The sequence below is a fragment of the Nocardia sp. NPDC052254 genome (assembly GCF_040679495.1).
GTDB lineage: Bacteria > Actinomycetota > Actinomycetes > Mycobacteriales > Mycobacteriaceae > Nocardia.
This window is the reverse complement of the sequence record NZ_JBFAUW010000021.1, coordinates 20,229-41,026: the sequence shown is the minus strand read 5'-3', so window position 1 is coordinate 41,026 and position 20,798 is coordinate 20,229. Positions and strand designations below refer to the sequence as shown.

Here is a 20,798-nt window from a genome sequence, read left to right as displayed (position 1 = left end):
CGACGCCGAATGGGGTGATGTGTGGTGACTGGCGACGAGATCGAGCCGACGGCCGGGGCCGGCGATACGGAGACGCCCGGTGCTGTCGCACATCGCGGCGAGGTGGATCCGGTGGCGTTCCTGGAATCCGTACTCGGCGAAAACCTGTATCGGGACAACCCTTTCCGGCTGACCGGCTTGCCTGCCGACGCCGATCCGGCGCTGGTCGCGCAGCGTGCGGCCGAACTGGAGCGAGGCGAGACGCGCACTGCTCTGCCAGGATGCGCGATCGTCCTCCCGGTCGAGCCCGCGCCGGACGCCGGCGCACTGCGGGTCGCGCTGGATCATCTCCGGGAACCGGCGCATCGCCTGGTGTTCGAACTGTTCTGGTTCACACCGGCACATGGCGCCGATTCCGCTCGGGATGCTTTGGTACGCAACAACGTCGGCCGTGCCCAGCGAATCTGGCTGAAGCGGATGGCAGAGGACGCTACGGCGGCCCACGACGCGGCGGTGTTGTGCCACCTCCGGCTGCTGGACACATCCGATGGCGGGTCGGCGGGGGATTGGGAGACGGCTTTCCTGGCATGGGGCATCGCGCTGTACCAGGACGACACATGGGATCGACTGCGCGCCCGCGCCGCGCGCATCGACGAGCGATTGTCGTGTGGATCGGCCGTCGACGATCTGCGCCGTGCCCTGCCCGCGGCACTGCTACGCATCAATGCCGAACTGATGACGCGTGCCGTACTGGACGGCTCCTCCGTGACCGGGGCGCCACACGTGCGAGTAATCGAACTGCTGGAGAAGGTCGAGAAGCCCTTCGCGGACGCCCCTTTCACCTCCGCGGCCGCCCTCGACGAGGCGCGCGAGTGGGCGGCCCGGACACTGTCGGAACGGTTGTGCTCGATCGCCGAAAAGACACGACTCTTGGCGGCCGATCGACCGGCCGAGGCATGCGCCGCGGCCCAGGACATGCTCGATCGCGCCACTGCGCCATTGCGCGTGATCGATCGGCTGTGTCCCCCACCGAGCCGCCTCGGAGCCGAGGCCCGCGACGCTATCGTGGACACCGGATTATTCTGCAGCGCTCGGCATTACGATACCGCCGCCGATCTCGTCGCGAACCATGCCCTGCTGGGAAAGCTCTGGCCGTTTGCGACCGCATCGTCGTGGCCACGGATCGTCACGCAGCGCGACGAGCTGGTGGTCCGGGACGTGGAGTCGCTGTGTGCCGGTGCGATGCGGACCCTCGACGCCGATCGAGGATCGGGCGCGGACGTAGGGCGCGCTCTGCTCGACCTGACATCGGTTGCGCTGAAATGGAGCCTGGCGGCCGACCAATCCGATGGGCCGGTCACGGCGGAACTGTGCGCCATGATCGCGGAAGCGGCCACCGCATCCGCGGTGGCCGAGCGTGAAAGGTCCGGCGATCTGTTCGCCGCCGAGCAGTTGCTCGACGCGCTGTCGATTCTGGCGCGCGGCACGGAGGCCGAGGACCTCGTACACCGGGAATTCGGCGTCCTCGTGCGCGCGATACAGCAGCGCGAGACCGAACTCAGCGCCCGATGCTGGTTCTGCGGAGACGGATTGGCGTTGCACCGCCCCTATCGGGTGGTGTTGTACGGCTCCCACCCGTTCACCGGAGTCCGCCGGACGCACACCGCGCGGGTGCCACGTTGTTTCGATTGCGGTTGGGCGCAGCGGCCGGGCGATAGGAAGCGGGGCTTCCTCCTGTGGGCCGGCCTGTTCGGCCGGCTGGGGGCCACGGTGGCGTTCGGCGTGAGCATCTGGGGGCACCCGGCGTACGTCGTCTGCGCGATCTTCGTGGCCTTGACGATCATGTCGCTGCTGATCAGGCGGAGGATCGCCCCCGATGTCGAGGCCCGCGCGAGGCAGCATCCGTTCGTCACGGACATGCAGCGCCAGGGGTGGCAACTGGCCTGGTGGTGATGCCGAAGTGGCGCGACACCGATCGCGATGGTGGCGAGCCGGCGCGCGCAGCGTTTCGCGGCCGGAACGTGCGGTCCGGACACCCGCGCGGCGGGCTCCGGGGTCCGGACCGCACGACCCCGATCAGAGGTACGGCCGGGTGATCATCTCGATACCGTGCCCGGCCGGGTCCAGGAAGTACACACCCCGGCCACCATGGTCGGCATTGGTCCGGCCGGGCAGTTTCCGGTGCGGATCGGCCCAATGCTCGATTCGCCGCTCACACAACCGGGCATATGCCCGATCGAAATGCTCGTCGTCGACCAGAAATGCGTAGTGCTGCATCTGGATCTGCACCGGCGGTTCGGCGAACTGCAGCAGGACACCGTCCGCGCACTGCAGATTGGTGAACACGCCCCACGACGGCGCAGCGGCGAACTCGAAGATGTCGCGGAAGAAGGCGGCGGACTGCTCGCGATCCAGCGCGGCGATGATGGTGTGATTGAAACGTGCGGTCATGAATCCTCTTGTCATAGCTGATGTCTCGATGCGAAATCAGCTCGGCAGGAGGTGCGCGTGCGGACCGCGGTGCCGACCGGAGCGGGCTCGACGCCCGCCGCGCGCTCAGTGGGGCACCGGGTCACCGATCCGTGTGTGGCTCTTGGCCGTCCCGGTAGTCATCGTCGGCGAGTATAACCCCATCGCGGCCTCCCTTCCCCTCGCGGCCGTCGCTTGCTACATTGCGTACATCGCGACCGTATTGTCTACCGTATATGCAACAGTATTAATCCACAGAGTGGCACTGCGGTGATTCCCTCGAACGCGGGCAACCGTCCGGCGCGAGGGCGTCTCACTTCCCGGGGCCGGCCGCCGCCGTCGAAAGGTGAACCAGCGAATGCGCCGGCACCCCACGCCCCGCGCCGGATACCGCCACCCGATCGGCGGCGCAGCCCCTGGCCGGGATGACACCGACCCGGCTCGGCGCCGATGTCATACGCGTCGATCCACTCACCGGCGCGGCCGACTCGCCGTCGCTCGAGGATGTCGCACCGACCACGGCGGGCAATCCGGGATTCTCCGAATCACCGGGCGGCCGCGATGAACGACGTCCGCCCCGGGCACCACACCCGGCACCGAAACGGAGTGGCGCAGTGCCGATCGCAGCCCACCAGGCACCGGACGATGCCGACCCGCGACGCCAGCGCTCCCGCGCCAGACTGCTCGCGGCGGCCGGCGAATTGCTCGCGACCGGCGGGATCGACGCGGTCACGGTCGAGGCCGTCACGCAACTGTCGAGGGTGGCCCGGACGACGCTCTACCGACACTTCCGCGGTGTCGCACAGTTACGCGCGGCGGCGCTGCAGCGGTTGCTCATGCCACCCTGCGACCCCGCCGCGGCCCGCGGATCGCTGCGCGATCGGCTGATCGAACTGGTGGCTCGGCAGGCCCTGTCGATCGACGACGCCCCGCTGCACACGACCACCCTGGCCTGGCTCGCCACCGCCGGCCACACCGAGGTCGATGCCGGACCGGAGGCGGCCACCCTGCGACACCGGCTCACCGAGGAGTATCTCCGGCCGTTCGAGGAACTGCTCACCGGTACGGAGGCCGTCGCCGAGCTGGGCGTCTGCGATATCCGCACCGCGGTGGCGCAGTTGATCGGGCCGATCGTCTTCACCAGAATCGCGGGATCGGGCCGCAGCACCGGCGAGGATTGCGTCCGCCTGGTCGACGATTTCCTTGCCGCGCGCACGGCGCGGCACACCGGCAGCACCGGCGGAACAACCTCCGGCAAGTAGCACTGTGGATATTACAGTAGCCTTACCGTTCCGCGCGCGGATTCGCGAAATTTACTGCGCAACAGCCATATAGCAGCCGAACTTCGGAAATTTTCCGATTGCCCAGACTCGCTGACATGTGTCAGCATGTGTGCAGCGGCCACATCCGGTCGCAACTCACCGATCCCACCGCCCTCGCCGACAATCGTCGGCGGCATTCGACGGAAGCCGGGCCATGAGTGACACCTCACGGAAACCCCACGGCCGTACGGCCCAGCGCTTGGAGACGCGACAGCGCGTACTCGACGCCGCGATCGCGGAATTCCGGGCCACGGGCATGGCCGAGGCCGATGTCGCGGCGATCGCCGCGGCCGCGGGAGTCGCCCGCGGCACCTTCTACTTCCACTTCCCCACCAAGGAGCATGTCCTGCTCGCGCTGGAGGAGCGTGAGGAGGTGCGGATCGCCCGCGCCCTCACCCGGTTCCTGACGTCCCCCAGAGATCTGGCGACCTCGCTGGCCAAGACGATCGAGCTGGTCGCGGCGATGGAGCGGCGGCTGGGCACTCTGCTGTTCAAAGATCTTCTCGCCGTGCACTTCTCACCGACCCGGCCGCTCACCGAGGAGTGGCGCGAGCATCCGGTCATCGTGCTCGTCGCCGAGATGATCGAACGCGCGCACCGGCGGGGCGAGGCGCAGATCGCCGTGGACCCATACCACAGCGCGGTCTTCTTCCTGCTCGGTCTGTACGGGCTGCTGGCGACGACCACCACCGCGGCGGCGCTGCGCACCGTCACCCTCGACAACTACCTCGTCACCGTCCTGCGCAGCCTCGAACCCCGATAGCACGCTCCCCCACCATGATTCGCGGCGCGGCACCCGCGCCCGGGAAATGAGGAAACCATGTGGCAAGAGATCGTCCGGCTGGCCGTGGCCTGGGGTGGGGTCCTGCTGATCACCGCCTTCTGGTACTGGGTCATGAAGAACATCGGCACCTTCTGACGGGCGCCGGACATGTACCCATCCACCGATCCGGCCGCCCTGGAACGCAGTTGCGCGGTCACCGCGGCAGCGTTCTCCGGCCGCCGCCGCGAGGGCGCACGGCTGAGCACCGGACCGCGGCGGGCCTTCGGGCTCGACCGGGCCCGCACCGTCGTCCACATCCCGTATCCCGCACCCGAGCCGGGCTGGAACCGGACCACCATGACCGCCGGTGTCGCCCTGCAGTGTGCACCGACCAAGGACCGCATCGCCGAATACGCACTGCACGAGCTGACACCCCGTCAGCGCGCCGCGCTCACCCTGGTGGAGAGCTCGGCCGCGGCCGGCTGGATCGCCGGATGCCTGCCGGGTCTGTCTGCCGAATTGCACCGTGCCGCTCCGGGACTCGACATCGCCGACCCCGGTCTCGGCGGTCGGGACCTGCTCTCCCGCGCGATGGAACTGGCGCGATCACGACGAGAACTGGTGGTGCCGCCGCTGCTCGGTGAGCTGCCGTTCGCGGCGCCGGTGCGAGGCGGGGTGGCCGCGACACTGCGGCGGGTGTACGGGCGGATGCCCTGGACCTCCCCGCGCAGCGACCGCTTCCGCCTGATGTCGGTGCCGGTGGGTGGTGCGGGCGGTGACCGCAATGCGAATCTGCCCCCGCCCAGCCGGCCCGAGAACGACGACCTCGAGATCCGCGCCGACCGGCGGGCCGGGATTCCCTATCCGGAATGGAACCTGTGGACCGAGGCATTCCTGCCCGACCACGTGGCGGTTCTCGAGCGCCGCCATCCGGCCGGTGATACACCCCCGGGCACGGTCTCGCCGGCGGTGCAGCGCTGGTTCACCCACCACACCCACCGATCCGTGCGCACCGGACTCGAGGACGGATCCGATATCGATGTCGACCGCTACGTCGGTCACTTCCTCGACCTCGGGACCGGAACAGCGCACCAGCCCAGGATCTTTCGTGACCTGATCCCGAGTTCGCGGGATGTGGCGACCGCACTGCTGCTGGACGGCAGTTCCTCGCTCGGCGTGCACGGCGGACGGATCTTCCGGCTGGAACTCGAATGCGCCGACGCGCTGTCGCGCGCGATGACCCTCGCGCGCGAACGGCACGGCGTCTTCGTCTTCACCGGCAACACCAGACACCGCGTGGAGGTGGGCTGCCTGCGCGACTTCGACGACCGGCACTTCGCCGAACCGAGTGCGCTGGGCCTGATGACCGCCGGATACACCCGGCTCGGCGCGCCCCTGCGTCATCTGACCCGCCGCCTGATCGACCAGCCCAGCGAGCGCCGCCTGCTGATCGTGATCGGTGACGGGCTGATGTCTGACGAGGGCTACGAGGGCCGCTACGCCTGGGCCGATGTCGCGCACGCGGTCGAGGAGGCCGAGAAAGCCGGGGTGTGCCTGTACTACATCGGGGTGGGGCCGGTTCGGGTCGACCCGCTCCCCGAAGTCTTCGGGCCACGCCGATCCTGCCGTATCCACCGGGCCGAGGAACTGCCCCGGGTCCTCGCCCACATCCATCGAGAGTTGGTGGCCGCATGACAACCGATCGATATCTCACCGCGGGTTCGGAAGTGCGGTTGTTCGAATGGGCTGCGCGGCAACGCATGCCGGTGATGCTCACCGGACCGACCGGTTGCGGGAAGACCCGCCTGGTGGAACATCTCGGCGCACTGCTGGGCCGCCGCGTGGTCACCGTCAGCTGCCACGACGATCTCACCACCGCCGATCTGGTCGGCCGGTTCCTGGTCACCGGCGGCGACGTGGTGTGGTCCGATGGTCCGCTGACCCGCGCCGTCCGATCCGGTGCGATCTGCTATCTGGACGAGGTCGTCGAGGCCCGGCACGACGCGCTGGCCGTCCTGCATTCGCTGACCGACCATCGCCGCACGCTGTATCTGGACCGAGCCGACGAAGCGGTGGCCGCGCCCGAGTCCTTCCTGCTCGTCTGTTCCTACAATCCCGCCTACCGCAGCACGCTCAAGGAGCTCAAACCCTCGTTCCGGCAACGCTTCGTCACGATCGGCATGGACTATCTGCCCGCCGATCGCGAGGCCGAAGTGGTGATCGCGGAATCCGGTGTCGACCCCGGGGTCGCCCGCCGGCTGGTCGACTGCGCCAACGGAATTCGCACCGCCGATCAGATATTCCATTTCGAGCCACCGTCCACTCGGGTACTGGTCGCCGCGGCCCGGCTCATCGCCGCCGGCGCACCCGAGATCGCCGCGGTGGACGCCTGTGTCCTCGCACCGTCGAGCAGCGACGGTGCGATCCGAGAAGGCCTGCGGGAGATCGCGGCGGCCCATCTGGCCGGCGCCTCCTCGCCGGCGCGGTAACCGAAGGAGCCGGTGCCATGAACGAACAGGACCGCAAGCGCAGGCGTGCGCTCATCGTCTTCCAGATCGCCATCTACGGCTATCTGCTGGCGATGTTCCTGATCCAACTGAACATGTCTCTGTCGCGAGACTGGTAGGAGCCACCGTGAACCTTCCGATATTCACCGGGCAGCGCGGATCGGCCGGCGCGGGCGCCCAGGACCAGCACGACGAGATCAGCCGCACCGCGCAGCGGCGGGCCGACTACTGGCTCACCGCCGGTACCGCGCTGATGGGCACCTTCATCCTCGGAATCATCGGCCTGCCGATCTTCCTGCGCGGGGTGTGGTTGCAGCGGCGGGCCCAGCGCGCGGGCCTGTCGGTGCGGCCGATCATCGTGACGCTGATCGGCTACCTGGTCATCCTCGACGCGTTCCTCAACAGCATCGGCTGGGTGCTCGACCTGTTCGCCAGCCATACCCTGATCACTCGCGTGTTCTTCACCGCGTGGGGCAATTTCGTCGACAACGGCTATTTCTGGCACTACAACGAGCTGTGGATCGGCGGGTCCAGCGCTCCCGGCGAGAAGGGCTGGGAGATCGCGCTGATCTGCGTGGTGTTCCCGATGCGAGTCGCCGCGGCGATCGCCTTCCTGCAGATGAAGCGGTGGGGGCACCAATGGCTCACCGTCACCTGCTGGTTCGGCGTCGTCATCTGGGTCGGATACGTCGCCAACATGACCATGTACGCCGATATCCGCTTCGACGGCACCGTGCTGCCGGTGCTGGGCTGGTGGCTCTACGACATCTTCTACATCACACCGTTTCTGGCCATTCCTTATCTGCACACGGTCAACCGCGAGATCTTCTCGGACTGACCCGTATCCCCGGGAGAATCGCCATGTCCACCACCTCCGAATCGGAACTCGAATCCCGCGGCGCGCAGCTGCCGCTCGGCACCACCGCGGCCTTCGCGCGCATGCACAAATGGCTCAAGCGCGGCATCTTCGTCTGCCTGTTCGCACTCGTGATCGAGGGCGCGTTCACCATCCCGGCGCTGGCCTTGTGGTACGGCTGGCCCACCCTGTCGCTCACCGAGATCTGCAACGAGATGATGAAGGTGCGCTATTCCGACGACAGCCTGGAATGCCAGAACCCGTACCCGATCGGCGGACCGCCTTTCGGCGGCAAACCCGAAGCGGCGGACCAGAATACGGCCCGCGACGACTGGGGGGTCCAGCCGAAGCCCGGATATCACCGGATCGGTTTCCGTGAGCTGGTCCGGCACCACGACGAACGTGTCGCCCGCGAACAGGCCCAGCAGCGAGCCCCTCGGTGACCCCGCCCGTCCGCGCCACCGCGCTCGCCCTCGGCACAGCCGTCCGGGAGGCCGCCCGGGCGGCGGCCGACCGGGCGATCCCGTACGACACGAAGATCCCGCTGCGGGTGCGGGATGTGACCGCCCCGTGGCTGGCCGGGGCACTCGGGGTGCCCGGCGACGCGATCGACGCCGTACGGATCCTCGGCCAGGACTCCGGGACCGCCGCGCGAGCCCGCATCGCGGTGTCCTCGGATGCGGGCCTGCCCGCGACCCTGTTCCTGAAATTGATGCCGCGCAACTATTTACAGCATGTGCTGATGAACGTCTTCCGGCTCGGCGTCCGCGAGGTGCTGGCCTATCGGGCGCTGGGCGAGAGCCCACCGGTGCGGGTGCCGCACTGCCACCTCGCCGAGATGGATCCGAGACGCGGGCGCTGTGTGCTGATTCTCGAAGACCTCAGCGCGACAGCGGAATTCCGCACCGTCGTGGACTCCGTGACGCGCGCCGAGGCCGAAGCCGTCGCCGACGCCCTGGCCGATCTGCACGTGGCGTTCTGGAATTCCCGCCGCTTCACCGGTGATCTGCGCGGGCTCGCGCACCGCTCGGCCGCCGAGATCAGGGTGGGCGACCTGGTCCGGCGCCGGTTCCTCGCCGGCATCGATGGGCACTGTGCGGACTTGATCCCGGAGTCGATCCAGCAACAGTGCCGGATCTTCTATCGGCGCAGCGCCGAGATCGACGCCTTCTGGGCCGCCCAGCCACAGACCCTGATACACGGCGATCCGCATCTGGGCAATCTGTTCTTCACCGACGGCCGCCCCGGCTTCCTCGACTGGCAGGTCGCCACCGCCGGTCCCGGCATTCGGGACCTCGCCTATTTCGCCACCGTCTCGGTGCGACCGGAGCTGCTGCGCGAGATCGAACACGCTCTGGTGGAACGCTATTCGGCCCGGCTGGCCGAGGCGGGAGTCGAGGCCGACTCCGAGCGGATGTGGACGCTGTATCGCGCCGCGCTCACCGAGCCGTTCCTCGCAGCCGTCTGCACCGCCGAGGCCGGCGAGCGCATGCAGCCGCGCGACATCTCCCGGGTGGGTGTCCAGCGCGCTGTCGCGGCCGTGCGCACCCATGACAGCTTCGCCCTGCTCGCCGACCTGATCACCGATACCGCAGATCCGCCGCCGAATATACTGGAATGATTACTGTATAGTCCTCCACACAGGCCTGCGGGGCGCGCGGGCCGGATCTCGGAGAGAGGCACGATGGCCACATTCGACATGTCCAAGGTCAACGTCATCCCCTACGTGTCACTGGCGGACGCATCGCTGCAGGACCACTCGACCGGAGACAAACAGTTTCCGGGACTGCACAACGACCTGCTGTTCCTGTGGGCGATGGCCGATACCGAAAACGGCAAGCGCTACGAGCTGATCCGCACGATGTCCGCAAGCGCCACATACGATTTCACCCTCCACGAATGTTCCACCGACCTCTGGTCGCATCCGGTGAACGTCCGCTTCCCGGGCGAGAACGACCTGTACTGGGGGCCGATCTTCTGGGTGGAACGCAAGGGTAACCAGACGGTCTTCCCGGCGAACATGGACATGCGGGCCAAGCACCCCATCCGGATATCCCTGGGCCCGCGGGAATACCGCTGGAAGGAGCACGAGGACAGCGTCGACGTGGTGTTGACACCACTGCCGATGAACGTCACCGCCATCTACGTCCCCGGACTGCCCGACGATGTCGGCTACACGAGTTCGGGATGCGCCGTCTCGGGCAGTATCGAGGGCTCACCCATCGTCGGCGGCTACGGCGGCCTCGATCGGATGTATTGCCTGCCCGGAATGAGCGCGCAGGTCTCCAAAATCGCCGAGCTGGAACACTATTGGTTCGTCTGGGGTTCGCGTCTTCCCGACGGCCGCTGGGAGACCGGCAACGCGATGCTCGGCGCCGGCAACTACGCCACCGCGACCTTCCACCGCGAGGGCGAGGCGCCGGTGGTGGCCACCAACGACGAGATCGGGTCCAAGGTCGTCTGGGAGACCCGCGGCGAGGTCCGGCAGCCGGTGCGCGCCCGGCTCGAATTCGGCGGCCGCACCTTCGAGTTCGAGGCCACCCACAACGCGGCGTCGGCGGGCGTCTCACTCGGCATCGCCTGGATGCACGGCACCATGCGCGAGGCCGGCGGGCCGGAACCGGTCGACAGCTGGTCCACGATGGAGGTCATCAAGATCCGCGCGACACCGCGGGACTGACCGCGGGCACGCTCCAGCGGTTGCCTCCCGAGCGTGGTTGGAATAATGTTTGGACACGTGTCTATAGGACAGGTTTCCCCTGGCGGCAGACGTACTCCGCGCGCGAACGGTGCCGGCACACCGGGCCCGGCGGGCACCGGCGCCCGCTCGAACGGCGCCGAGCCCACCGTGTCCGAACGACTGTTCCGGGCAGCCCTGGAGGTGCTGATCCGAGACGGCTCGGATCGCCTGACCGTGCGACGGGTCGCGGCCGAGGCCGGGCTCGCCGTCGCCACGGCGTACGCGTATCTGGGGTCGAAGGATCAACTGCTCGCCGAGATCGCCCGGCGCTCGATCGCCGAGGGCGCGCCCACCGGCGACGGGCGCAAGACGTTCGGCCGCGGCAACTCTCGCGCGGATCCCGGCGTCCCCGATCCGCTCTACGCCGCGCCCGGTAGCCCGTTCAGCGTGGCCGATGTGCGCACCCGCATCGCGCCCGACATCCGCCGCCGCGTACGCGAGGCGCTGGGACCCGACATCGCTCCGGAACGCGCCGAGGCACTCGAGGCGCTGTACTCGAACGCCGTGCTCGGCGCGGGCGTCGGCTATTCCCTGCACACCGGCGCGGGATCGGTCGAACAGGTCGCCAACCGGATCCTGCGCCGCTGAACGCCGCCGTCAGTGCGGCGTGCGCACACCGGCGGTGCCGGCCCCCGGTGCCGAGGCGTTCGCCAGATGTTCGGTGAGTACCGCGGAGATCCGGCCGGCCTCGCATTCGGGCAGCCAGTGCGAGGCCCCGTCCAGGGCCAGGAACCGGTACGAGCCGGTGACGTAGTTCGGGCACAGCTGCGCGGCGGCGCGTGAGACGTATCCGTCCGCGGTGCCCCAGACGTAGAGCGTCGGCACCGCGACGCGAGGTACGGGCCGGCGCAGATCGAATGGCAGTCCGCGATACCAGTTGACCGGGCCGCGCATCGCGCCCCGGTCGGCCGCCCGCACCGAGTACCGGTCGGCGGACTCCTCGTCCAGCCCCGCCCGCACCAATCCCCGCCCGATCAGCCGGCCGCCCCGCAACGACAGCACCAATTCCGGCAGCCAGGGCAGCTGGCAGACCAGCATGTACCACGACCGCAGCGCCTGCGTGCTCGTGAACATCGCTCGGGTGAAGGCCATCGGATGCGGAACCGACAGTGCGGTCAGAGAGCTCACTCGATCCGGATGAGCGGCCGCGACCTGCCATGCCAGCATCGCGCCCCAGTCGTGCCCGACCACATGGAACCGCCGCGCACCCGCGGCATCGGCCAGTGCGAGCACATCACCTGCCAGCCGATCCAGCGCATAGGCCGAACGGGCAGCGGGCCGCGCCCGCGGCGAATAGCCCCGCAGATCCGGTGCCAGCACCCGATACCCCGCTGCGGTCAGGGCCGGAGCCAGCGCCTCCCAGCTGTGCCGGTCCTCGGGGAAACCATGCAGCAGCACAACGGTTTCCGCCGCATCGGTACCGGACGGCGGCGGTGTGTCGGTCACGTCGAAAACCAGATCGGCGTGGGTGAAAGTATCCATTGCCCGTTGCCTTCCCCTCATCGGACGGTGTGGAAGACGTTAGCCCGAAGCCCGGCGCGGCTCATCCACCCGCGGGCGGATTCCACACCGGCATCTACAATCGCCAATGCGTGGCAGATGTGTCTCGGCAGGCCGGCGCCGGGTGGGAAGGATATGCGAATGACACGGGCGCAGAACAAGCCGACGAGCCGCGACCTGCAGCGCATACAGACCCGTCAGCGCATCCTCGCCGCCGCCGTGCCGGAGTTCAAGCGCGCCGGCCTGGCCGGTGCCGAGGTACCGGCCATCGCCCGCGCGGCGGGTGTGGCCCAGGGGACGTTCTATTTCCATTTCCCCACCAAGGAACATATGGCGCTGGAACTCGAGCGCCGCGAGGAAGAGCGCATCGGCAAGGAGTTGTCGAAATACCTGGCCGGTGAACACGACCTGCCGGGGGCCCTGCGTCAGGTGGTACGCGTCGTACTGGCGGCCGAACGCCGCCTCGGTGCCCAGTTGTTCAAAGATGTACTGTCACTGCACTTCTCGAAGTCCCGGCCGGCCGATGACGAGTGGGTCGATCATCCGGTGATCGTGGCACTGGTCGCCGAGATCGATCGTGCGCGCACTGCCGGAGAGGTCCATGCCGACGCCGACGCGTTCCACAGCGCGGTGTTCTTCCTGCTCGGGCTCTACGCACTGGTGGCGACCATGCCGCGAGGCAAGCGCGCCCGCGACGAGGTACTGGACAAGTTCGTCGCCACCGCGATGCGGGGACTGTCGGCGCGCTGACCGCGCCACCGGCGCCCGGTGCGATGGCATCCGGTCCGCCGGAAAACGTGTCACCGCAACATCTTTCCCGTCCTCGAATTCGCAGCTCCGCGTCCATTTCCGAACGCCGGAGCGCCTCCTCGCGCCGCCTGCTCGCCATCCGAACTCATTGACTCGACTCAGTGAGTGAGCTACAACATAGTGATGTTGCAAGAGATCTTCCGACTCCTTCTCACCTGGATCGCGATGTGCGGCGTCATCGCGTTCTGGTACTGGATGTTCAGCCGCATCGGCACCTTCTAGCCCTCGGCGCCGCACCTCCCCACTGTTCGACCGTCCCGGACGGAGCCCACCCATGAACGAACAGGACCGCCGGCGCAAGCGGGCGATGATCGTCTTCCAGATCGTCGCCTACGGCTGGCTACTGGCGATATTCCTCGTCCAGGTAACGATGTACATGTCCCGGGACTGGTGAGCCGCATGAGCACCCGGGATCAGCACTCCGCACTCCCCTCCGACTCCGTCACCTACGACGACCACCACGAACTGTCGCGCCGGGCGCAGCGCCGGGCCGACCTCTGGCTGACCGCCGGAACCGCCCTGATGGGCACGCTGGTACTCGGAATCGCCGGCCTTCCGGTATTCCTCTACGGCGTGCACCTGCAGCGCACGGCCCACCGCGCCGGACTGTCGGTGCGCCCGATCATCGTCACCCTCATCGGATATCTGGTGATCCTCGACGCCGCCCTCAATTCCCTGGGCTGGGCGCTGGATCTGATCGCCAATCATTCCCTGATCGCTCGCGTCGTACTCACCGCCTGGGGGAATTTCTTCGACGCCGGATACTTCTGGCACTACAACGAGCTGTGGATCGGCGGCGCGGGCGCTCCCGGGGAGAAGTCGTGGGAGGTCGCACTGATCCTCACCGTGTTCACCATGCGGATCGCCGCGGCCATCGCCTTCCTGCAGATGAAACGCTGGGGCCACCAATGGCTGATCGTCACCTGCTGGATGGGCCTGGTCATCTGGATCGGCTACACGGTCAACATGACCATGTACGCCGACATCCGCTACTCCGGCGTCGTCCTGCCGGTGTTCGGCTGGTGGTTGTACGACATCTTCTACATCACACCGTTTCTGGCCGTCCCCTACCTGCACACCGTCAACCGCGAGATCTTCTCCGACTGACGATCCGGCCCATCCCCGAGGACACCGCCATGCCCCGTGCATCCACCTCCGCGACGCCCGCGCCGCGCGATCTTCCGCTCGGCACCACCGCACCGTTCGCCCGCATGCACACCTGGCTGCGGCGCGGGTTGTTCGTGTGCCTGTTCGGCCTGGTCGTCGAGGGCGCGTTCACCCTGCCCGCCCTGGCGATCTGGTACGGCTGGCCCACTCTGTCGTTCACCCAGATCTGTGGCGAACTGATGAAGGTCCGCTATTCCGACGACTCCCTCGACTGCCGCTTTCCGGTTCCGCTGAACGGGCCGCCGTTCGGCGGCGCGCCCGAGGCCGCGGGACAGCACACCGCGCGCGACACCTGGGGAGTCCAGCCGAAACCGCGATATTCCCATATCGGTTTCCGCCAGCTCGTGCGGATACACGACGAACGCGAAGCCCGGCAGCCAGCCGCGACCGCACCGCGCTAGCGGACCGCGATCCGGCCACGTCCCGGCCGCGACGCCGGTGGCCCGGACACCGGATCACCCTCGGGATCGAGGAATTCGACGATCTCGTGGGTGACATGCCGGTGGACCGGCTCGTGCAGCAGATCGTGTCCGGCATCGGCGATTTCGATCAATCGGCAGTTCGGCGCGGTATCCGCCCAGGCTCGGATCGGAGCGATCGGAGCGCGCCGATCGTCGGCACCGTGCAATACCAGTGTGGGTACCGCAGGTGGCGAATACCCCTGCACCGGAAGCTGTTCCGGTGTCCCCAGCAGCGCCACCCGCGCGGTGCGCGTGGCCGCGCCGATATCGGTGGCCATCGCCACCACCGCGGTACCCGCTCCGAGCGAATGACCGATCAGCACGAGTGGCAGGCGCGGATGCGCCGCGGCCGCGAGTGCGGTCAGCGCGGACGCGTTGGCCGCGAGATCCTCGATCGGGGCCATCTCGTGCCACTGCCCCTCACTCAAGCCGTGGCCGATCTGATCGATACCGAACACCGCTACGCCACAACGGTTCAGCGCCCGCGCGAAGCGGTGGTAGTCGGCACTGCACTGACCGAGTCCGTGCAACAGCACCGCCACCGCACGCGGCGAGTCGACCGGCCACACCCGGTAGTGCACCAACCCGCTGACACCCTGAAAGAACCGCATCCAGGAATGATCTCATCTTTAGGTTAGCCTAACCAATGTGATGCCCAGCACGCCGCTTGGGCCACCCCGGCGATCAGGCCGATTCACGCACCGAATCCCGCACCGCGACACCGTCATCGGATGCCGGCCGCGCCGATCGATCCAGCCGGGCCAGAGCGACGGCCGCCGAGCCGCCGATCGCCACCAACCCCGCCCACACCAGCGCCTCCAGACCGGCGGATCGAGCGGCGCCCAGCACCACGCCGGTGGCGAGATTGCCGATCAGGATGCCCACGCCGACGATCGTGTTGTAGAAGCCGTAATGGGTGGCGACCAGGTTCCCACCCGACAGCGAGACGACCGTATCCATCTCGAACGGGAAGACCGCGGCGGTGCCGACGGCGAGGATCGCCGCCGAAACCAGCAGCGCCACCACGGCCGTCGCGGTACCGAACGGCCGCGGGCCGGGCACCAGCAGCAGTGGCAGGAATCCGGCGGCCAGTACGCCCATTCCGGCCACCAGCGCGCGCCCGGTCCCCCATCGGCGCCGGAACCACGCGGTGATCCGCAATTGCCCCGCCACCGCGACCACACCCGACACCACGAACAAGGCCGATGTCAGCAGCTGTGCCCGCCCGGGAGACAGATACCCGGCCTGCAGCGGCAGCGCCAGATAGATCTGGAACGACAGCACGTACGAGCCGATCATGACACCCGAGAAGGCCAGGAACCGGCGGTTGCCGGCGACCCGGCGCCAGTCCGCGAGCACCGATCCCCGCACCGCCGGCACCGCGGCCCGCCGAGGCGGCAGGGCGAACAATTGCGCGACGGTCAGCGCCGCGAACACCACCGCGGCCACCGTGGCGGTGATCCGGAAGTCCGCCACCATCAGGGCCAGGCCCGCCAGCGGGCCCACGAGGATGCCCGCCTGGTAGAAGATGTTGAACACCGCGAAGGCTTCCACCCGCCGCTCACCGGCTTCGGCGGCCAGATAGGCCCGCACCGCGGGATTGAACAGCGCACCGGCGAATCCCGTCGCGGCCGAGGCGATCAACACCATCGGCAGCGATGTCGCGACGGCCAGCAGCGCGAATCCCGCGGTGCGCAACAGACATCCGGCCACGATGAGGGGTTTGTAGCCCAGCCGGTCGGCCAGGGTACCGCCGACGAGGAACATGCCCTGCTGGGAGAAGTTGCGCACGCCGAGCACCAGGCCGACGGCCCAGGCCGCCAGTCCCAGCGGCCCCGCGAGGTACCCCGCCAGGTACGGCATCAGCAGGTAGAAGCCCAGGTTGATACCGAACTGGTTGATCATCAGCAGCCGGGCGGCCGGGTCGAAGCTGCGGAATCGTCCGATGGTGTTCACGCGACGGGCTCCGGACCGGCGGTGTGCGGATCGACCACGGTCGTGCAGCGGGTCCACGCGGTCACCACCCGCTCGGCGGGATGATCGATGATGGCGGGTTCGACGGGTGGCCCGGAGTCGAGGAGGCCGTGTTCGGCGCAGTAGACATCGTTGTAGACCGTGTCGGCGTAGCGGTGCGGACCGTCGGGGAAGATCGCGGCGATCCGGGTTCCGGGCTCGTGGACGCGCGCGGCCCAGCCCGCGACGAGTGCCACCGCCCCCACACTCCAGCCGCCACCGGTGTGGTGGGTGGCGGCCAGGGCGCGGCAGGCCCACACCGCCTCGGCCGGTGCGACCCAGTGGATTTCGTCGAAGGCGCCGTAGTCGACATTGCGCGGGTGAATGCTCGATCCGAGACCACGCATCAGCCGGGGCCCGGCGGGCTGGCCGAAGATGGTCGAGGCCACGGTGTCCACGCCGATCAACCGCAGTCGCGGATGATATCGGCGCAGGACGCGTGCGACACCCGCGGAATGGCCGCCGGTGCCGACCGCGCACACCAGCACGTCGACCCGGCCCAACTGCTGGATCAGTTCGAGGGCGAGAGATTCGTAGCCCGCCACATTGTCGGGGTTCGTGTACTGATCGGGGCACCACGCGCCCGGATCGGCGGCCAGCAGTCGCGCGACGCGGTCGCGGCGTGCCTGTTGCCAGCCGCCGGCCGGATGCGGCTCGGTCACGGTGTCGACCTGGGCACCGTAGGCACGCAACAGCCGTACGACCATGGGTTCCATCCCCGGATCGGCCACCACCGTGACCGGGTGGCCGAAGACGGTACCCGCCAGCGCCAATCCCAGCCCCAGGGTGCCACTCGATGATTCGATGATGTGGGCGCCCGGGCGCAGCTCACCGCGCTGGACGGCGCTGCGCACCATGTGCAGCGCGGGGCGATCCTTCATCCCGCCCGGATTGGCGCCCTCCAGTTTGGCCCAGAAACCGCCGTCCGGGCCGGCCAGCGGTGCTCCGATCCACAACACCGGCGTGTTGCCGACCAGTCCGCGCGGGCGCCGGGCCGGATTCGGGGCGGCCGTCGCGGGAAGTGCCGCCGGGAAGTCGAGCAGTGTGTCGTCCATGACTGTCGCTTTCGGTATCGCCCCCACCCGTCGACGGGCGGGCACGGCTGATGTCGGGGCAGCGGGCACCGGCCGGTGGCGTGCACCATCGGCCTGACGCCACCCCATCAGCGACGGGCGATACCGAGACGAGTGAGAATCTGCCGGCCCGTGCGGGTGAACGCGGGTGCCCCCGGCGGACCGCGCACCGCCGTCGCGGCCGGGAACCTCGGCACGAGCACCGCCGCGATGACGACGAAGGACCACAGACCCGCGAGCCAGTGTTTCGCCGGGTCGGCGAGCAGCACGGAGGGCTGTACGAGATACCGGTCGTGGGCGCAGCAGTCGTCCCATGCCGGCAGATGAGCACTGGAGTGGGCCGTGGCGACAGCCGTGGGCCGCGCAGCAGCGGATGCACCCGGCGACTCGGCCCCGGCAACCACACAATCGAGGTGCAGGACGGCGGTCCACAGCGCGATCAGCAGTACGACCACCGCGCCGCGGCGGAATGCCGGAAGGATATCGGAGCCGGAAACCGGCCACGAATTCACCAATCCGGCCTCCTCTCGTCCGACATCGGTGCGCCACAGCCCATTTCGAACCGGCGCCACCGCGCCGAGGACTGCCGATCAATCTACTATCTATGTACGAAGATAGTAGATCACGATCGGACCACGGCGGCGGATTCCGCCTCACGCCTTCGCGGCGAGCCTGGTCCCCAGCGTCTTCAGTCCGGCTCGAATCCGGGACTTCGCCGTCGGCACCGGGATGCCCAGATCGTGGGCCACCTCGGGATAGCTGCGGTCACCGTAGAAGGCGAGCAGGATCGCCTCGCGCTGGCGCCGGCCGAGCCGCAACACCTCACCGGCGACCGAGTGCTCGTCGAGACGGCGGGTGACCTCGTCGAAGACCACATCGCCCTCGTGCAGAATCTGGCCCCGCCCGAAGGCGCGTTCGCGATCGGCCAGCGACTGCTCGCTGCGCACCCGATCGACCGCCCGGCGATGAGCGAACATCATCAACCATGCCATGGGACCGGCCCGGCCGGGGTCGTAGTCACCCGCCGCGGCCCACGCCTGCAGGTACACCTCCTGGCTGACCTCCTGAGCCAGGACCGGGTTACGCAGGATGGTGGTCAACCGTGACAGCAGGTACGGGCTGGTACGACGATAGAAGGCAGCGAACGCATCGGCATCGCCGGTCGCGGTCTTCTGTAGCAGCACGGCCAGCTCTGCCGCGGTTGTGGTCTCACTGCCGTGAGCAGAACGCCGATCGATGTCCATTGCACACCGTTTCAGTTCGCGGAATTGGTCGATACCGGCGGTGCGATCCGGCCGCGTTGCCGAATCGCCGCTCGCCCCCGAGCGCATTCCCGGTCCGGTACCGCACGAAGCGGCCGGCCGGCCCGGCCCGAAGCCGACATTGAGGCAATCGGCCGGGCAATGCGGAATGTTAACCGCATTGCCCGGAAGATTTTCGACCTACCGACGAAACCGGGCGATTATGCCGATCGACAGGTGATATCAGTGGCCGAAATCCTCTAGTGCAGAATCTTCAAACCCACTACGCACCCAACGATACCGAGCAGAAGGAGCACTTTCACCGGAGATCCGGATTCGGTTCCGGTCACCATCGAATAGGCAACCGTCAGTACCGCACCGATGCCGACCCAGACCGCATACGATGTGCCAACCGGTAGCTGTCGCATTGCGACGGCCAATCCACCCATGCTCATGGCCAGCGCCACCGCGAAGATCACCGATGGCAGCGGACGGCTGAACCCCTCCGACTTTCCGAGCGCGGTCGCCCACACCGCTTCGAGCACACCGGACAGCACCAGAACCAGCCAGGACATGACGAGCCTCCCTGGCCGTCTTGTCACCCGCCGGGTACGGCTCCCTCGTCCGGGACTCCTGAGATGAAGTCTGCTTCCACCGTCGCAAACTTCGCGTACCGGGGCAAGGTACGCGGTGGTGAGCATGGTCTCCACCACCGGTTCGATACCTGCGCACCCGGCGAGGCGTGCACGTACCCGGTGTGGCCCCGCGCGCAGGTCGATCTGCCGCGCGGCGCGGCGGCGTACCCTCGGCTTCGCTCGATGTGGAGCACATGGTGGACGTCACCACGGTGACCGATCCGCGATGTCGGTGTGCGTCCGCTGCGCGGCCTGCTCACATCGTGGTGTTCGCGCGCACCGTCTCCGACGGCGATCGTCCGAACTCGGCGCGGTAGTTCTGTGCGACACGGCCCAGATCGGTCCTCACCGGACGGTGACCGCGCCGGATCGGACGCGGCCACACATGGAACACGGACCCGGTCTTCGCCTGCGGCGTCCACCGACGGGGGCGAGCCGCTGCGCACGAGCGCCGCTCGCGTCAGACAAGCTGCGCCGGTTGCCGGTATCGGCCGTCGAACAGGGTGCGGACCAACGTGTTGTATCCACCGATCAACTCGGCCAGCTGCAGCCAATACCGGTGCGTCGTACCGGTTTCGACGTTGGCTGACCCGACGGCATGGTTGGCTTCGACCCATGCCTGGGCGAGCCGATCGACGACCTGCCCCAGCGAGGCGATGGTGGTCGCGACATCCTGTCGCTCGGGCGCACCGAGATCGGCCGACCATTCATTGACCTCGTCGGCCAGTTCGCCACGGCGAAGGTCGATTTCGCGAATCAGCTCCGCATCCGTCGTCTGGACCCGACTGAGGTGGAGAAGTACGAAACTTCGGGCCGATCGATACAGCGTGTGATCGCGAAACCTGTTGCCCTGGAAAACAGAGAGCAACTGCACTGCTGTGGGAAGGCCGCCCCGTTCCGGCGCCCAAACCATGCCGGGCTGAAGCCGATCCGACACGAACGTACTCTCATGAAACATTCGCAGCTCCTGAGCCAGTCGTACCACGCGCAAGGAAGGTCATTCGCCAGGGACATTAGCCGAATAGCAGTGAAATTTTCCAGTGAAACGCAATATTGCGTTTTCGACGCTCGGCGGGAAGACGGGCACGGCGGCACCCACTGGCTACAGACCAGCTCTTCCGAACGCGCGAAGGACAGGTGACACGGGAACCGCTGCGGGTCCGCCTCTTTCGAGCGCGACCGGCCGTCGCGGACGCTGCGTCGAAGCGGATTCGCGCACCGGGGCAGCACACCGGCCCCATATCGATCTCCGCTGTCAAGGC

Annotated in this window: 22 protein-coding genes and 1 riboswitch; of the genes, 13 read left to right on the top strand and 9 right to left on the bottom strand. The window is 68.1% G+C overall.

Annotated elements, in window-relative coordinates:
- Positions 1-24 precede the first annotated feature (24 nt).
- Positions 25-1,932: a hypothetical protein gene (locus tag AB0L57_RS30645; protein WP_364969602.1), complete on the top strand. Its 1,908-nt coding sequence runs from the start codon at positions 25-27 to the stop codon at positions 1,930-1,932.
- 123 nt (positions 1,933-2,055) lie between these two features.
- On the opposite strand, the gene AB0L57_RS30640 is transcribed toward AB0L57_RS30645, so the two are convergent.
- A complete protein-coding gene (locus AB0L57_RS30640; RefSeq protein ID WP_364969600.1) occupies positions 2,056-2,430 on the bottom strand; it encodes a VOC family protein in 375 nt (124 codons plus the stop codon).
- A 632-nt stretch (positions 2,431-3,062) separates the two neighbouring features.
- Between AB0L57_RS30640 and AB0L57_RS30635 the strand changes: the two genes are divergently transcribed.
- The 9 genes from AB0L57_RS30635 to AB0L57_RS30595 all read left to right on the top strand — a co-directional run bounded on the left by AB0L57_RS30635 (position 3,063) and on the right by AB0L57_RS30595 (position 11,224).
- A complete protein-coding gene (locus AB0L57_RS30635; protein WP_364969597.1) occupies positions 3,063-3,710 on the top strand; it encodes a TetR family transcriptional regulator in 648 nt (215 codons plus the stop codon).
- 214 nt (positions 3,711-3,924) lie between these two features.
- Positions 3,925-4,533 carry a TetR family transcriptional regulator gene (locus AB0L57_RS30630; RefSeq protein WP_364969594.1) on the top strand — a complete coding sequence of 203 codons (609 nt, stop codon included), beginning with the start codon at positions 3,925-3,927 and terminating at the stop codon, positions 4,531-4,533.
- A gap of 168 nt (positions 4,534-4,701) precedes the next feature.
- Complete coding sequence (locus AB0L57_RS30625; protein WP_364969592.1) at positions 4,702-6,228, top strand: VWA domain-containing protein; 1,527 nt, start codon at positions 4,702-4,704, stop codon at positions 6,226-6,228.
- Positions 6,225-7,022: a CbbQ/NirQ/NorQ/GpvN family protein gene (locus tag AB0L57_RS30620; protein WP_364969589.1), complete on the top strand. Its 798-nt coding sequence runs from the start codon at positions 6,225-6,227 to the stop codon at positions 7,020-7,022. The genes AB0L57_RS30625 and AB0L57_RS30620 overlap by 4 nt, the downstream gene beginning before the upstream one ends.
- Before the next feature lie 145 nt (positions 7,023-7,167).
- Entirely contained in the window at positions 7,168-7,878 is a 711-nt protein-coding gene (locus AB0L57_RS30615; RefSeq protein ID WP_364969586.1) for a hypothetical protein, read from the top strand.
- A 23-nt stretch (positions 7,879-7,901) separates the two neighbouring features.
- Positions 7,902-8,339: a hypothetical protein gene (locus tag AB0L57_RS30610; RefSeq protein WP_364969584.1), complete on the top strand. Its 438-nt coding sequence runs from the start codon at positions 7,902-7,904 to the stop codon at positions 8,337-8,339.
- Positions 8,336-9,517, top strand: coding sequence for an aminoglycoside phosphotransferase family protein (locus tag AB0L57_RS30605; RefSeq protein ID WP_364969581.1), 1,182 nt, complete (start codon positions 8,336-8,338; stop codon positions 9,515-9,517). The genes AB0L57_RS30610 and AB0L57_RS30605 overlap by 4 nt, the downstream gene beginning before the upstream one ends.
- Before the next feature lie 63 nt (positions 9,518-9,580).
- Positions 9,581-10,576, top strand: coding sequence for a hypothetical protein (locus AB0L57_RS30600; RefSeq protein ID WP_364969578.1), 996 nt, complete (start codon positions 9,581-9,583; stop codon positions 10,574-10,576).
- 168 nt (positions 10,577-10,744) lie between these two features.
- Positions 10,745-11,224, top strand: coding sequence for a helix-turn-helix domain-containing protein (locus tag AB0L57_RS30595; RefSeq protein WP_364969575.1), 480 nt, complete (start codon positions 10,745-10,747; stop codon positions 11,222-11,224).
- Positions 11,225-11,233: 9 nt separating this feature from the next.
- Here AB0L57_RS30595 and AB0L57_RS30590 read toward each other — a convergent pair whose 3' ends face one another.
- A complete protein-coding gene (locus tag AB0L57_RS30590; RefSeq protein WP_364969572.1) occupies positions 11,234-12,118 on the bottom strand; it encodes an alpha/beta hydrolase in 885 nt (294 codons plus the stop codon).
- Between the two features lie 159 nt (positions 12,119-12,277).
- On the opposite strand from AB0L57_RS30590, the gene AB0L57_RS30585 reads away from it, so the two are divergent.
- From AB0L57_RS30585 to AB0L57_RS30575, 3 genes are all read left to right on the top strand, one after another.
- On the top strand, positions 12,278-12,886 hold the full coding sequence (locus AB0L57_RS30585) for a helix-turn-helix domain-containing protein (protein WP_364969570.1): 609 nt from the start codon (positions 12,278-12,280) through the stop codon (positions 12,884-12,886).
- A gap of 459 nt (positions 12,887-13,345) precedes the next feature.
- The gene (locus AB0L57_RS30580; protein WP_364969568.1) at positions 13,346-14,053 is read left to right on the top strand and encodes a hypothetical protein; all 708 of its coding nucleotides are present in this window, start codon (positions 13,346-13,348) and stop codon (positions 14,051-14,053) included.
- Positions 14,054-14,082: 29 nt separating this feature from the next.
- Positions 14,083-14,514: a hypothetical protein gene (locus AB0L57_RS30575; RefSeq protein ID WP_364969565.1), complete on the top strand. Its 432-nt coding sequence runs from the start codon at positions 14,083-14,085 to the stop codon at positions 14,512-14,514.
- Here AB0L57_RS30575 and AB0L57_RS30570 read toward each other — a convergent pair.
- The 7 genes from AB0L57_RS30570 to AB0L57_RS30540 form a co-directional block, all read right to left on the bottom strand.
- Positions 14,511-15,185: an alpha/beta fold hydrolase gene (locus AB0L57_RS30570; RefSeq protein ID WP_364969562.1), complete on the bottom strand. Its 675-nt coding sequence runs from the start codon at positions 15,183-15,185 to the stop codon at positions 14,511-14,513. The genes AB0L57_RS30575 and AB0L57_RS30570 overlap by 4 nt on opposite strands.
- Positions 15,186-15,258: 73 nt before the next feature.
- Positions 15,259-16,479 (bottom strand): MFS transporter, encoded by a 1,221-nt coding sequence (locus AB0L57_RS30565; RefSeq protein ID WP_364969727.1) that lies wholly within the window; start codon positions 16,477-16,479, stop codon positions 15,259-15,261.
- Between the two features lie 47 nt (positions 16,480-16,526).
- A complete protein-coding gene (locus AB0L57_RS30560) occupies positions 16,527-17,642 on the bottom strand; it encodes a cysteine synthase family protein (protein WP_364969560.1) in 1,116 nt (371 codons plus the stop codon).
- 107 nt (positions 17,643-17,749) lie between these two features.
- Complete coding sequence (locus tag AB0L57_RS30555; protein ID WP_364969558.1) at positions 17,750-18,172, bottom strand: hypothetical protein; 423 nt, start codon at positions 18,170-18,172, stop codon at positions 17,750-17,752.
- A gap of 141 nt (positions 18,173-18,313) precedes the next feature.
- Positions 18,314-18,904, bottom strand: a complete 591-nt coding sequence (locus AB0L57_RS30550) for a sigma-70 family RNA polymerase sigma factor (RefSeq protein ID WP_364969556.1) — start codon at positions 18,902-18,904, stop codon at positions 18,314-18,316.
- Positions 18,905-19,161: 257 nt separating this feature from the next.
- The gene (locus AB0L57_RS30545; RefSeq protein WP_364969554.1) at positions 19,162-19,476 is read right to left on the bottom strand and encodes an SMR family transporter; all 315 of its coding nucleotides are present in this window, start codon (positions 19,474-19,476) and stop codon (positions 19,162-19,164) included.
- Between the two features lie 10 nt (positions 19,477-19,486).
- Positions 19,487-19,550: riboswitch (guanidine-III (ykkC-III) riboswitch) on the bottom strand.
- Between the two features lie 446 nt (positions 19,551-19,996).
- Positions 19,997-20,410, bottom strand: coding sequence for a hypothetical protein (locus AB0L57_RS30540; protein ID WP_364969724.1), 414 nt, complete (start codon positions 20,408-20,410; stop codon positions 19,997-19,999).
- Positions 20,411-20,798: the final 388 nt, after the last annotated feature.